At 67.2% G+C, this 13,137-nt stretch carries 11 protein-coding genes; 9 read left to right on the top strand and 2 right to left on the bottom strand.

The annotated features are described in order from the left end of the window. The first annotated feature begins 49 nt into the window (after positions 1-49). The 5 genes from C9I47_RS00535 to C9I47_RS00515 all read left to right on the top strand — a co-directional run bounded on the left by C9I47_RS00535 (position 50) and on the right by C9I47_RS00515 (position 5,783). Positions 50-817: a ferredoxin--NADP reductase gene (locus C9I47_RS00535; RefSeq protein ID WP_223250215.1), complete on the top strand. Its 768-nt coding sequence runs from the start codon at positions 50-52 to the stop codon at positions 815-817. Beyond that, entirely contained in the window at positions 814-1,998 is a 1,185-nt protein-coding gene (locus C9I47_RS00530; protein WP_111264992.1) for a M50 family metallopeptidase, read from the top strand. The genes C9I47_RS00535 and C9I47_RS00530 overlap by 4 nt, the downstream gene beginning before the upstream one ends. A 115-nt stretch (positions 1,999-2,113) precedes the next feature. Further along, positions 2,114-3,631 (top strand): alpha/beta hydrolase, encoded by a 1,518-nt coding sequence (locus C9I47_RS00525; protein WP_111264991.1) that lies wholly within the window; start codon positions 2,114-2,116, stop codon positions 3,629-3,631. A 209-nt stretch (positions 3,632-3,840) separates the two neighbouring features. Then, a complete protein-coding gene (locus tag C9I47_RS00520) occupies positions 3,841-4,587 on the top strand; it encodes an ABC transporter ATP-binding protein (RefSeq protein WP_111264990.1) in 747 nt (248 codons plus the stop codon). Further along, positions 4,584-5,783, top strand: coding sequence for an ABC transporter permease (locus tag C9I47_RS00515; protein ID WP_111264989.1), 1,200 nt, complete (start codon positions 4,584-4,586; stop codon positions 5,781-5,783). The genes C9I47_RS00520 and C9I47_RS00515 overlap by 4 nt, the downstream gene beginning before the upstream one ends. A 1,047-nt stretch (positions 5,784-6,830) precedes the next feature. Here the strand turns inward: C9I47_RS00515 and C9I47_RS00510 are convergent. Both C9I47_RS00510 and mnmE read right to left on the bottom strand, forming a co-directional pair. Further along, positions 6,831-7,862 carry an energy transducer TonB gene (locus C9I47_RS00510; protein WP_111264988.1) on the bottom strand — a complete coding sequence of 344 codons (1,032 nt, stop codon included), beginning with the start codon at positions 7,860-7,862 and terminating at the stop codon, positions 6,831-6,833. Positions 7,863-8,052: 190 nt separating this feature from the next. Then, positions 8,053-9,408, bottom strand: coding sequence for a tRNA uridine-5-carboxymethylaminomethyl(34) synthesis GTPase MnmE (mnmE, locus tag C9I47_RS00505; protein WP_111264987.1), 1,356 nt, complete (start codon positions 9,406-9,408; stop codon positions 8,053-8,055). 557 nt (positions 9,409-9,965) lie between these two features. Here mnmE and C9I47_RS17370 point away from each other — a divergent pair. From C9I47_RS17370 to C9I47_RS00500, 4 genes are all read left to right on the top strand, one after another. After that, positions 9,966-10,214, top strand: a complete 249-nt coding sequence (locus C9I47_RS17370; RefSeq protein WP_145985381.1) for a hypothetical protein — start codon at positions 9,966-9,968, stop codon at positions 10,212-10,214. A 126-nt stretch (positions 10,215-10,340) separates the two neighbouring features. Next, a complete protein-coding gene (locus tag C9I47_RS17365; RefSeq protein WP_145985380.1) occupies positions 10,341-10,973 on the top strand; it encodes a hypothetical protein in 633 nt (210 codons plus the stop codon). Between the two features lie 57 nt (positions 10,974-11,030). Beyond that, positions 11,031-11,414, top strand: a complete 384-nt coding sequence (locus tag C9I47_RS17360; RefSeq protein ID WP_145985379.1) for a hypothetical protein — start codon at positions 11,031-11,033, stop codon at positions 11,412-11,414. A 1,167-nt stretch (positions 11,415-12,581) separates the two neighbouring features. Next, a complete protein-coding gene (locus C9I47_RS00500) occupies positions 12,582-13,133 on the top strand; it encodes a hypothetical protein (RefSeq protein WP_111264986.1) in 552 nt (183 codons plus the stop codon). Positions 13,134-13,137: the final 4 nt, after the last annotated feature.

Below are 13,137 nucleotides of genomic sequence, written 5' to 3'. Positions count from 1 at the left end.
TGAACACCCCGTCGCGCGCCCGTACGCCCCGAAAGGACCGACCGACTCCGTGGCCATCACGCATTTCCCGCTCAAACTGGTGTCCCGTCGCATGCTCGCCCCCGCGGTGGGTCACTACGCCTTCGTCCGCGACGACGGCCAGCCGCTGGACTTCGTCCCCGGGCAATTCATCCAGGTCCACTTCGCCTACGCCGACGGCACCGCGACCAAGCGTTCCTACTCGCTGGCGACCATCCACGACCACGCGATGGGCCCCGGCGAGGCGGTCGAGATCGCGGTCAGCTACGTGCCCGGGGGCGCCGCGACGGCCCTGTTCGAGGGGCTGGAGGTCGGCGGCACGGTCGATGCCAGTGGCCCGTTCGGCCGTTTCTGCCTGATGCCGGGCGACGCCAACGGCCGTTACCTGTTGATCGCGACCGGGACCGGGGTCACCCCGTACCGGGCGATGCTGCCGCAGCTGGAAGCGGCGATCCGCGAACGCGGGGTCCGGGTGGTGTTGCTGTTCGGCGCCCGCACCCCGGCCGAGCTGCTCTACGGCGACGAGTTCCGCGCCTTCGCCGACCGGCACCCGGAGCACTTCCGCTTCGTCCCCTGCTTCTCGCGCGAGCTGCCGGCCGAGGGCAGCGCCCACGCGCATGCCGATGTCCGCCGCGGCTACGTGCAGCAGTTCCTGGCCGAGGTCGCCCCCGACCCGACCGCCGACATCGCCTACCTGTGCGGCAACCCGAACATGGTCGACGCCTGTTTCGAGGCGCTGAAGGCGGACGGGCTGGAGGTCAAGCAGATTCGCCGCGAGAAATACGTCAGCAGCAAATGACCGGAGACACCGACGCGCACGCGGCATTCCTCCCGCCCGCCGCGCCGGACACCGGCCGCGGCGGACGTCCGGGCAAGCTCGGCTTCCCGGCATCCCTGCTCCTATGGATTCTGGTGGGCGGCCTGGTCGGCATGCTGAGCGGACGCATGGGCATCGGCCCTTCGGCCTGGATCGCCGATTGGGCGCCCACCGCCTCGGTACCGCTGGCGCTGCTGTTCGCATTGCTGACGATCTGGCCGAACATCATCGTGCACGAAGCCGGCCACGCGCTGTGCGGGATCGCCCGCGGCATGCATGCGATGGCGTTCGGCATCGGTCCGCTGCGCCTGGAGCGCGGCGAGCACCGCTGGCGTTTCCGCCGCGGCGCGTGGCTGCGCGGGATCGGCGGCTTCGCCGCGCTGCTGCCGAAGGGCCGGCGCGGTCTGTCGCGCTTCGACCAGGCCTGCTTTTTCGTCGGTGGCCCGCTCGCCAACCTCGCCACCGGCGTCCTCGCGCTGGCACTGCTGACCTCCTGGACGGCGCCACCGGCGATCGCCTCGCTGCTGCTGGGAACCGCGCTTTCGGCGTTGTTCTTCGGGGCCCTGAACCTGCTGCCGTTCCAGACCCAGGGCTGGCAGTCCGACGGACGCCAGCTGCTCGACCTCGCCCGCCACTCGCCCGACGCCGTCGTCCGCCAGCGGCTGCGACAGCTGATGGCCCTGACCCTGGCCGGCGTGCGTCCGCGCGAATGGCCCGAGGCGCTGATGCCGGTCCCGGCCGACGACACATCGCCCGGACTGGCGGTGAACGCCCAGATACTGCGACTGAGCCGGGCGATGGACCGGAACGATGCCGTCGCCGCCGCGGACGCGGCCCGACGCACGGCCGCGGGCCTGCACGACCTGCCGGTGTCCGTGCGCCCGCACCTGGCGGTGACGATGGCCGGCTACGCCGCCCTCATGCTGCGCGACCCCGTGGTGCTGGCCGCGTGGCGGCCGCTGTGCGAGGGCGGGCTGTTCGACCTGTCGGCGTTCCGGGACTGGCTCGACGCGGAGTCGGCCGCCCTCGCCGGCGATGCGGCAACGGCCCGCGACAGGATCTCGGCGGCCCGCGCCGGCCTGGAGCGGCTGCCGGACCCGGTATCCGTGCTGCAGATGCGGGAAAGCCTGGACGCGCTGCAGGCCCGGCTCGCCGCCGCCTGAGCGCGCCCGCGGCGGCCCCGCGCATCGCCGCCACCTCCCGCACATCGGTCACATTTATCGCGACATGGCCGTCTGTCATGCTGTAGCGGATTGGCTACGGACTGATGGGGAACCCATGCGCAATACCCGATTGATGCCCGCCGCGCTGGCGTCGGCACTCTGCCTTGCGGCATGCCAACCGGCGACGCCGGTGGCGGACACCGAGGCCGGCGCCTACCGGTTCGGCGATATCGGCTTCAAATCCTGCGTGCTCGGCGGCGAGCGCGGGATGCCGACGGTGGAAGCGCAATGCGGCAGCTTCGAGGTCGCCGAGAACCCGGAGGCGCCCGACGGGCGCCGGATCGCGCTCAACATCGCCTGGCTGCCGGCCAGCGGCAAGGGTGGCGGCAGCGACGACCCGGTGTTCTTCCTGGCCGGCGGTCCGGGCCAGGCCGCGACCGATGTCGCCCCGGTCGTCGACATGGCGCTCAGGGACGTGCGCAAGCAACGCGACATCATCCTGGTCGACCAGCGCGGCACCGGCGGTTCCAACCCGCTGGACTGCCGCGACGCCGACGGCGAGCCGTTGCAGCTCGACCCCGCCGACGCCGCCGACAGCGCCGCCACCGAGGCCTTCCTCGGCCAGTGCCTGCGTTCGCTGGAGGGCCGCGCCGACCCCCGTTTCTACACCACCGCCCATGCCATCGCCGACCTCGACACGGTGCGTCAGGCGCTGGGCGCGGAGCGGATCAACCTGGTCGGCGGCTCCTACGGCACCCGCGTCGCCCAGCAGTACGCGATGCACTACCCGGCGCACACCCGCAGCGTGGTGCTCGACGGCGTCGCCCCGAACCGGCTGGTGGTCGGCGGCGAGTTCGCGCGCATGCTCGACCGCGCGCTCCAGCGCCAGGACGCGCAGTGCGCGGCGCAGGAGGCCTGCAAGAACCGTTTCGGCGACGACCTGATCGGCCGCATCCGCGCGCTGGAGTCGAAGCTGGGCGAAAATCCGGTCGAGGTCGCCTACCACCACCCCACCACCCATGCGCCGGACACCGACACCCTCGGCGCCGAGACCGTCGTCGGCCTGGTCCACGGCGTGTCCTACGTGCCGCAACTGAGCGCGCTGCTGCCGCTGGTGGTCGACGAGGCCGAGGACGGCCGCTACCAGCCGCTGATGTCGCTGGCCCAGCTGTGGTCGGGGCAGATGGAGGGGATGATGAGCTTCGGCATGCAGCGCTCGGTGGTCTGTGCCGAGGACGCGCCGCGCTACGTGCCCGATCCGGCCGACGCCGACACCCTGATGGGCGCCGAGGCCGGCAGCCGTTTCTTCAGCGGCTGCGCGGACTGGCCGACCGGCAAGGTCGACGCCGACTTCACCGAGCCCTACGGCGGCGACATCCCGACCCTGCTGCTGTCCGGCGAACTCGACCCGGTGACCCCGCCCGAGTACGGCGAGGAAGTGGTCAAGGGCCTGAGCAACGCGCGCCATTTCAGCCTCAAGGGCCAGGGCCACGGGGTGATGGGCGTCGGCTGCATGCCGCGGCTGCTGGCCCAGTTCGTCGAGTCGACCGATCCCGGCGCGCTGGATGCCAGCTGCCTGGACAGCCTCGACTACGTCCCGCCCTTTACTTCCTACAACGGCTGGGAGCCGTAGCAGGGTGTCGAAGAACACCCTGCTATGGCGGCCAAGGATGGCCGCAGCGGCGGAGCAAGCGCGCGAGCGCTTGATCCACCGGGAGCGCGTCCGGACGTGTACCGGACTCGCGACTTGAGGAACGCACCGGACGTGCGTTCCTCAACAAGTTCCTGAGCGCGGCGCCCGACGGCGAACGCGACGGCTCCTTCCGAACCACTGGATCCCAAATGATCATCGCAAACGACCTGCACAAGGCGTTCAAGACCAAGACCGGCACGGTCAAGGCGGTCGACGGCGTCAGTTTCCAGGCCCACGACGGCCAGATCACCGGACTGCTCGGCCCCAACGGCGCCGGCAAGACCACCACCCTGCGCATGCTCTACACGCTGATGACGCCCGACTCGGGCGACATCCGCGTCGACGGCCTCGACGTCGCCACCCAGCCGACCGCGGTGCGGCGCGCGCTGGGCGTGCTGCCGGATGCGCGCGGCGTCTACAAGCGGCTGACCGCACGCGAGAACATCGCCTACTTCGGCGAGCTGCACGGCATGCCGTCGGCCGACATCGCCCGCCGCACCGAGGCGCTGTCGAAGGCGCTGGACATGACCGACATCCTCGACCGCCAGACCGAGGGCTTCAGCCAGGGCCAACGCACCAAGACCGCGATCGCGCGCGCGCTGGTGCACGACCCGCGCAACGTGATCCTCGACGAGCCGACCAACGGCCTGGACGTGATGACCACCCGCGCGATGCGCGAATTCCTCAAGCAGCTTCGCGCCGAGGGCCGCTGCGTGATCTTCTCCAGCCACATCATGCAGGAGGTCGCCGCGCTGTGTGACCGCATCGTGATCATCGCCAAGGGTCACGTGGTCGCCGCCGGCACCGCCGACGAGCTGCGCGAGCGTTTCGGCGAGCCCAACCTGGAGGACGCCTTCGTCAAGGCGATCGGCACCACGGAGGGCCTGCAGGCATGAGCACGATCAAGGCCCCCGGATTCTTCGCCACCCTGCTGTCGGTGATGCGCAAGGAACTGCGCGACATCGCCCGCGACCGCCGCACCCTCGCCCTGACCCTGTTCCTGGGCCCGCTGCTGTACCCGGCGATGCTGATGGGCATGGGCTACCTGGCCGAGCAGCGCGCGCGCACCCAGCTGGAGAAGGAGCTCGAACTGCCGGTGGTCGGCGCCGAGCGCGCGCCGAACCTGATCAAGTTCCTGGCCACCCAGAGCATCAAGGCGGTGCCCGCGCCCGACGATCTGGAAGCGGCGATCGCCCGCCAGGACCACGACGTCGGCCTGGTGATCGGCGAGGACTATCGCGAGGACTGGTCGCAGGGACGTTCGGCGTCGGTGGAGATCCTCGCCGACAGCACCCGGCGCAATGCCGAGATCCCGATCGCGCGCGTGCGCGGCGTGCTCGACCGCTACCGCAGCCAGGTCGCGACCCTGCGGCTGATGGTGCGCGGCATCGATCCGGCGGTCGCGCAACCGGTGGCGATCGGCACCCGCGACCTCGCCAGCGCCCAGGCCAAGCGCGGACAGCTGCTGTCGGTGCTGCTGCCGTACCTGCTGATCCTCAGTTCCTTCCTCGGCGGCGCCTACCTGATCATCGACGCCACCGCCGGCGAGCGAGAGCGGCAATCGCTGGAACCGCTGCTGGCGACGCCGGCCCCGCGCGGCGCGGTCGTCAGCGGCAAGATCGCCGCCGCCTGCGCGCTGGGCCTGATCTCGCTGCTGCTGACCCTGCTCGCGTTCAAGGGCACCGCGCTGATGGCCGCCGACGTCGCCAAGATGCTCGACGTCAGTTTCGCGGCGATCGCCAAGATGCTGTTCATCCTGCTGCCGATGCTGCTGATCGGCACCTCGCTGCTGACCTTCCTCGCCGCCTCGGCCAAGAGCATGAAGGAGGCGCAGAGCCATACCGTCTGGCTGATGCTGTTGCCGATGGTGCCGACCTTCGTGCTGATGGTGAATCCGGTGAAGTCGGAGCTGTGGCAGTACGTGGTGCCGTTCCTGGCCCAGAACCAGCTGCTGCTGAAGGTGATCCGCGCCGAACCGATCGACCCGCAGGTGTGGGCGGTGTATCTGGCCGCGGGGCTGGGACTGGCGGCCCTGCTGTGGTTCGCCGCGGTGCACCGCTACCGCCAGGAGCGGCTGGCGATCTCCGGCTGAGGCCAGCGACAGCGAGACAGCGACGGGCCCGGCCGATGCCGGGCCCGTTTGCGTCGAGGCCCCGGAATCGCGGCTCACGCCGCTCCTACGGCATGAACGCGTGCGACCCAGCCCCCTGAGTGAGGGGGCGATTCGCATCGCAGATGCGAATGGGGGTGTGGAAGCGCAACGGCGGGGCCCAAGGTTTGCGAAGCAAACTTTGGGAGATATCCGGGCGCAGCCGGATATCGTCCCCCCCTGAGTCAGGGGGCGATTCGTGCCGCAGGCACGAATGGGGGTGTGGAGGCGCAACGGCGGGGCCCGAGGTTTGCGTAGCAAACCTTGGGAGATATCCGCGCGCAGCCGGATATCGTCCCCCCCGAGTCAGGGGGCGATTCGTGCCGCAGGCACGAATGGGGGTGTGGAGGCGCAACGGCGGGGCCCAAGGTTTGCGAAGCAAACTTTGGGGATTTCCGGGCGCAGCCCAGGAATCGCGGCTTACGCCGCTCCTACGAAAACCCGGGAACCGATTGGCCAGGCCGGGCGCGATCCACTGTAGGAGCGGCGTGAGCCGCGATGGGTTTCGCGAGCAACCCGGCCCCGCGCTACCTTCGGTCCCGGGAATCGCGGCTTACGCCGCTCCTACAAAACCCAGGAGGCCGCTCGGCCAAGGCGGCATGTGATCCACTGTAGGAGCGGCGTGAGCCGCGATGGGCTACCCGGATCGCTGGCTCGTGCGCATGCAAAAAGGCCGATGCGCGGGGCATCGGCCTTTGTTGGGTGCTGCGACCTTCGGTCCGAGTCGGCGGCGGAAACAGGGGCCCCGAGCGCGATTTCTGGAAACGCTTGATGCCATCCATGGCGTCACTGCATCGGCTTCGGGTTGTCCGGCCCGGCCATCCCTGGCCGGGCGTTCGGCAGGCCGCGAGGCAGTGCCTCGGAGGGCGGATTCTGGAAGTGCTTGATGCCGTCCGTGGCGTCACGCTATCGACTTCGGATTGCCCGGCCTGACCATCCGTGGTCAGGCGTTCGCCTCCGCGCGGGCCAGTGGCCCGCGAGCGCGGGGGCTCACCCCCCCGGGTTGAAGCCGATGGTGCGGCGGGTGGTGACCGGGTTGGCGACCGGCTGGAAGCGCCAGTTGCGGACCGCGGCGACCGCCTCGCGGTCGAACACCCGCGGCGGGCTGGAACGGACCACACGGGCGCTGGTGACCGAACCGTCGGTGCCGACGGTGAACTCGATCTGCACCTCGCCGGAGGTGCCGGCGCGCAGCGCCTCGGGCGGGAACCGCGGTGCCGGGGTCGACAGCGGGCGCAGGTCCGCCGCGGTCGCCCGGGCCGGGGTCGCGGCGCGCTGCTCGGCGGCACGGCGCTCGGCGGCGCGACGCTCGGCCTCGCGCTGTTCGGCGGCGATCCGGTCGGCCTCCTCCTTCTCGGCCTGCTCACGCGCGGCCTCCTGCTCGGCGGCGAGCTGGCGCGCGGCCTCCTGCTGCTGGCGCTGCTGGTCGGCCAGGCGCTGGCGCTCCAGCTCCTCCTGGCGCCGCGCCTGCTCCTCGGCAGTGATCTTCTCCTGCTCGGCGCGCCGTGCGACCGCCTCCTGCTGGCTGCCGATGCTGGTCTTCAGGCGCGCCAGCGCCGGGTGCTGGGGTTCGGCCCGCTCCAGCAGCGCCGACAGCCGCTGCGCCTCGCTGAAGTCCTCGCGCTGCACGCTCTGCTCGATCGCGATCACCGTCATCGGCAACAGGTCGGTCAGCGCGCTGGACACCGCGGCGTCGGCCGGGGCCTTCTCGCGCAGGGCCAGGTAGTACTCGACCGCGTTGTCCTCGGCCGGCGCGTACAGGCGGTTCTCGGCGTAGGCCTTGCGGGCGGCCTGGCGCAGCTCGTCGGCGCTCAGCGCGTTGACCTTGTCCGAAACCGCGGTTTCAGCGGTGACCGCCGGCTCGGCCGGCGCCTCGGCCGCCGGTGCCGGCGCGGTCGTGGTGGGTGTCGGCTCGTCCTTGCCGCAGGCCGCGAGGGCCAGACCGAGGGCGACCAGCAGCACGGTGCGGCCGGCGACCCCGCGCCTGGAGCGCGCCTGATCATGGATACGGTATGACGTCATTGCTGAAACTCTCCCCTGATTTGCTCATGTGCGAGCCGCGCCCTTCATCGCCCCTTCACAGGGCTTTGTCAAGCACATACGCATGACAAGGACATGATACGCGGCACATTCGTGATGGCTGTAGGGCACAAGTTGAACATTGGTAGACATCGCCCCGGAAACTGAACAGGGGCAGTGCGCACCCCGGTGGTCACTTGCCGATGCAGAAGCTGGAGAAGATATGGCCGAGCAGGTCGTCGGCATGGACCCGGCCGGTGATCTCGCCGAGGCGGTCGTGGGCCTGCCGCAGCGCCTCGGCGGCCAGCTCCAGCACCTCGTGGTCGAGTTGCAGGCGGGCCTCGGCCAGCTCGGTCGCCGCCGCCTGCAGGGCCTCGACGTGGCGGGTACGGGCACTGAACGCGCCGGCCTCGCCGGCCCCGGCATAGCGGGCAGCGCGCGTACCCAGCGCCGCGTGCAGGGCGTCCAGGCCGGCGCCGGTCTGTGCCGACACATATAGTGTGTCGGTGCCGGCATCGGCGTTGTCGCTGCCGGCATCGCCACTCAGGTCGATCTTGTTGTGGACCCACAGCCGCTCGGGCACCCCGGCGATCGCCTCGGCGACCGCGCGGCGGCCGCCCTCGGGGTCGCGCGCATCCAGCACCACGATCGCCAGATCGGCGCGGCCCAGCTCGGTGCCGGCGCGACGCATGCCTTCGCGCTCGATCGCGTCGCCGCCCTCGCGCAGGCCGGCGGTGTCGACCAGGGTCATTTCCACCCCGTCGACCCTGAGCGTCTCGTGCAGCAGGTCGCGGGTGGTGCCGGCGATGTCGGTGACGATCGCGCGCTCGCTGCCGGCCAGCGCATTGAGCAGGGAGCTCTTGCCGGCGTTGGGCGGACCGACGATCACCGCGTGCAGACCGTCGCGCAGACGGCGGCCACGCTCGGCCGCCCGCAGCAGCGCATCGAGGTCGGCGTCGATCCGCGCCAGCCTGGCCTTCAGCGCGGCGCCACCGAGGGTGTCGATCGGCTCGTCGACGAAGTCGATCGCCGCTTCCACGTGCACCCGCACCGCCAGCAACTCGGCGGCCAGCGCTTCGACCCGGCGCGAGAACTCGCCGTCCAGCGCCCGCCGCGCCGCCCGCGCCGCCTGCAGGTCGGCGGCCGCGATCAGGTCGGCGATCGCCTCGGCCTGGGCCAGGTCGACCCGCCCTTCCAGGAACGCCCGCTCGCTGAACTCGCCCGCCCGCGCCCGCCGCGCGCCGAGCGCGACGCAGCTCGCGACCAGCGCCTGCAGCACCGCCGGACTGCCGTGCGCCTGCAGCTCGACCACGTCCTCGCCGGTGAAACTGGCCGGCGCCGCGAAGTACAGGGCAATACCGTCGTCCAGCACCTCGCCGTCCGGGTCATGAAAGCGCGCGTGGTGCGCATGCCGCGCCCGCAACCCGCGCCGGCACAGCGCCTCGCCGATCGCCCGCGCCCGCGGCCCCGACAGCCGCACGATCCCGACCCCGCCGGGACCGGCGGCGGTGGCGATCGCGGCGATGGTGTCGCGGGGGGCGGGGGTCATGGGGATATGGTCGCATGTGGGGGCCCGGCGCGGCCCCGCCCGGTCGGCGAACTTAGCTTGGCAGGCGGTCTGAGCGAAGTGCCGATGTCGGCCCAATGGAGGCACTTGCGAATGGACGCCAAGATCGTCGCGCACCCGCGCCTTCGACAGCGCCCCTTCCTGCTCGGCGGTCGAACGCGAAGCCAATTACCACAAGCCGACGCTTCCGACCTTGCTGCTCACCTGCGGCGATGCGCTTTCCTCCATTCGAGCGGCCTAACCCTGAGAAGCAGCTTCTGCGGGGATCATCGTCCGGATAGCACCCCATTCTTGAGCTGATACTTCATGGCTGCCCAGATCCGTCGCATTCAACGGCATGAGATGACCGGTCCAGCCCTGCCCACAATGGCCAGATCATTGCTCCTTCGTAGTACTTTTCCGATTGACGCGCTTCAATGGCCGGTCAAGAATCGGATATCACCCCGCTTGCGGGGTCCACTAGTAAGTTGGATGGCGGAGCCACTTGGTCGCGATCTGAAGCAAGCGTCATGCGTTACCTTCTCTAGAGCGGGGTCAATGTGGGCGATATCACCAAGCAAGAGCTGAAGGACGTTGTGTTCATTACTGCGCACAATTCAGGGACACTCACCGAAGATGTTCAACGCCAGATCAGTGCATTCGACCTTGATACGTATCGGCACTTCCTCAAGGCCGCTCTGGAGCGAAGAGAGAATGCCGATGCGACCGGAGCGCCTGGCGGAGGAAGTAGGAGTGCGGAGTACCTCAGAGAAGCACTCGAACACCTTGCCTACATTCTTTCCAACTAAGTGTCCTACGGCGTCAAACTGGGTCACGCGCACCGTGGTCGCGTCCGATGGTTACCGAGCCGCCATCCAACAATTTATTCAAGCCGACGCCGCTTCGCAGCGCGGCTTAACTCAAGCGTTAGACCTATGCCCAAGCGTTCTCGCGCCGGACCCAAGAGCGAAGTGATGCGTGTCAGCTTTCGGGCGAGCGTCAAGTTCGAAAGAATCCTCGGCGTAATGCGCAAAACATACGAGGCATCTGACAGTAAGGGTGGTCTTTGCGTTCCTTACATCGTTATGTGCGCGGCGGCACTTGAGGCAATTCTCAATGACGCACTTCTTGAGCATGCCAGCTCCAAGTGGGGCTATGAGCATAAGGACTACGCCAATTCCTTAATGTCCATGTCGTTCCGCAGCAAGCTAGATTCACTCGCTCCGCTCCTAACATCACATCAATATCGTTTTGACAAGAATCATTGGGTGTATCAAAGGCTCGGCGCACTCATCACCGAGCGCAATAGACTTGTGCACCCCAAGCCCCAAGAGCATGACGTGCCAATAACCAGAGGGCAGCATCCGGTTTATGGTGGTGCGCCACACTATCCAATCTTTCCAGCAGAATACTTTGAGCTCGCTGATGACCTTACTTTGGGCGCTGGCAAAAAGTACTCGCCGCAGGAGTACCACGAGGCAATTGAGAAATTTGATAAGTGGTTTCTGCGTCGGCTGCCTGACCGCATCTCAAAAGTTGCACTGCTGGTATCCAATGCAAAGGTCTAACAATTCATTCAAGCCAATGCCGCTTCGCGGCACGGCTTAATTCAGGCGTTAGGCCCCATGAAAGCTTTCGTCTTACTCGCAAGCCTCATAACTTCCGGCGCCGCGCTTGCTCAGGCCGCGGACGGTCTGGCGACTCCGGCCAGCCTCCTCCGGTACGTGGACACAACCGACGGCGTTAGCCGCACAGAGGCCAATGACATTGCTGAAGCGTACTTTCTCCAGCATGTTGGTTGCGGCAATTACTCTGGCATATCCGAGTTGCCTGACTCTTGGGTAGTGGAAGGGCAATTTGGCTATGCTGGGGAGCCAATTCTGGGCTTCCTCATCAACAAACAAACTGGCGCCATCACATCGCCCGTGGGGCCGAGCTACGCACGCCCCGGTGACATGCTGGGGCCTAACAATTCATTCAAGCCGAAGCCGCTTCGCGGCTCGGATTAACTCAGGTGTTAGGCCGCAAGTGAGAGTTCATTGAGAGTCCTCGTAGCTGTCCTCATACTGATCATCGCAGCTGCGATAAATCTCTTTGCCATCAAGTTTGGTCTGGAGGACACACGACCTTTAGTGCGTTTCTCCTCGGTGGCATCGGGATCTCTTGCAATCCTTTGCGCCATCGCTACTCCAGGTGTGTTTCTTCGCTTCTTGCTTTCTGGCGACTCATTGGCGCTGACAAATGCGTTCCTTGCAGGCGCAGTTCTCTCTACCGCAGTGTCTCTCGCACTTGATGTTGTAATTGCTATCAGGCTGCAACGTAGTGCGGCCTAACAGTTCATTCAAGCCGACGCCGCTTCGCGGCTCGGCTTAACTCAGGCGTTAAGGCTCATGTGGAACGGCACGTACGTCCGTTGGAATCCCTTGCCAAGACTCGATGGGGCTCGTGTCTACTGCGAGGCAGTCCACGATGACTGGGAAGGGTTTCGGATCTGGCTGCGCTCCGAGGACCATCATCTCGGCATCATCGTTGTCCGATTTGAGTCCCGACTGTTCTATACAAACTCTGATGAGGGAGACAGACTAAGTACTGTGTCAAACCAGGAAGAGTTGCAGTTCCCGCACGCTTTTTGGATCGTCCAGGATTCTGCTCTGTCGGCAGAGTTCAAGCGCCAGGCTGCTGGCGTTCGACACGATGACAACCTTGTCCATTATGCTTTCCTCACCTGCAACGACTGCATTGATGTCATCGCAATTGGTGAGCCTGTGTTCGTGGGGCCCGGGGATGAGCCCTAACAATTCATTCAAGCCTACACCGCTTCGCGGCACGGCTGAATTCCAGCGTTAGGACCCACTATGAGAGAACCGGACATCCTCCTCTCTGCTGAAGAACAAGCTCTGTTCGCAGAGATTCGCTTTGACTGGCAGAACCACGAAGAACTGCTGGGTTCGCTCGCACCAATGGAACAGCTAGCCTCGAGCATCCTCAGGCGCAACGTCGTGCACGAAAGTGCGACTTGCGTACTTATCCAAGCCCGAGTTTAACCCGACAGGTCGAGGAAATTCGCGCCAGGATATCTTTGAGAAGAACGGAACATCGTCAAGTATGAGCCGCGCCGCGAGCACCTTGGCGATACGCCTCTTTCCGACCCCACCTAGCTTGAGATGAACCGTTGCATGTACAGACTCGGACATAGTGTCGAAGGGCAATGGGTGGCGCATTCCCACCCTCCGGTGTTCCGCATGCCGGCGGCGGACGCCCGCAGTCAAGGGATTGTCGCAGGCGTCCCCGGCTCCGATCCGGAAGTCTTCCTGCGCCTGTCTCGCTGCCTGGAGGAGCCGCTGTTTCTCCTCTATGTCCTGCACACCTGCCGTGGCGAGGCGGAGACTGGCCGGTACCAGAGTCCTGAACTTTCCTTCCGGGACCTCGAAGCCTTCGTCGATGAGTTCAGACCCCTCCTTTGCGCCGACGGCCGCTTCGACCTGTGGGCCTACTCGCCTGAGCAGAAGGCTACTGTCGTCTGGGACCGCCACAACCTCCTGTACGCCTACGGGCCCCTCGACCGCTATGCCACGGAACTGAGGTCGCTCGGGTTCGGTCAAGGCATCCCCGAGGTGCCGGCGCCGCACACGCACCACTATCGTTCGGAGCTGGACGCTCTGGCCGGGAAGCTCATCGACCGGTTCGACTGGGTGTACTCACCACTGCGCCCCGAGGACGAGCAGTGAAGGC

Source organism: Marilutibacter maris, assembly GCF_003233695.1.
GTDB lineage: Bacteria > Pseudomonadota > Gammaproteobacteria > Xanthomonadales > Xanthomonadaceae > Marilutibacter > Marilutibacter maris.
This window is presented reverse-complemented; position numbering and strand designations above follow the sequence as displayed.

Bases quoted from the DNA above. Each gene is read 5' to 3' on its own strand.
- C9I47_RS00530 (WP_111264992.1), top strand. From the start codon at position 814: ATGACCGGAGACACCGACGCGCACGCGGCATTCCTCCCGCCCGCCGCG.
- C9I47_RS00525 (WP_111264991.1), top strand. From the start codon at position 2,114: ATGCGCAATACCCGATTGATGCCCGCCGCGCTGGCGTCGGCACTCTGC.
- C9I47_RS00520 (WP_111264990.1), top strand. From the start codon at position 3,841: ATGATCATCGCAAACGACCTGCACAAGGCGTTCAAGACCAAGACCGGC.
- C9I47_RS00515 (WP_111264989.1), top strand. From the start codon at position 4,584: ATGAGCACGATCAAGGCCCCCGGATTCTTCGCCACCCTGCTGTCGGTG.
- C9I47_RS00510 (WP_111264988.1), bottom strand. From the start codon at position 7,862: ATGACGTCATACCGTATCCATGATCAGGCGCGCTCCAGGCGCGGGGTC.
- mnmE (WP_111264987.1), bottom strand. From the start codon at position 9,408: ATGACCCCCGCCCCCCGCGACACCATCGCCGCGATCGCCACCGCCGCC.
- C9I47_RS17365 (WP_145985380.1), top strand. From the start codon at position 10,341: ATGCCCAAGCGTTCTCGCGCCGGACCCAAGAGCGAAGTGATGCGTGTC.
- C9I47_RS17360 (WP_145985379.1), top strand. From the start codon at position 11,031: ATGAAAGCTTTCGTCTTACTCGCAAGCCTCATAACTTCCGGCGCCGCG.
- C9I47_RS00500 (WP_111264986.1), top strand. From the start codon at position 12,582: ATGTACAGACTCGGACATAGTGTCGAAGGGCAATGGGTGGCGCATTCC.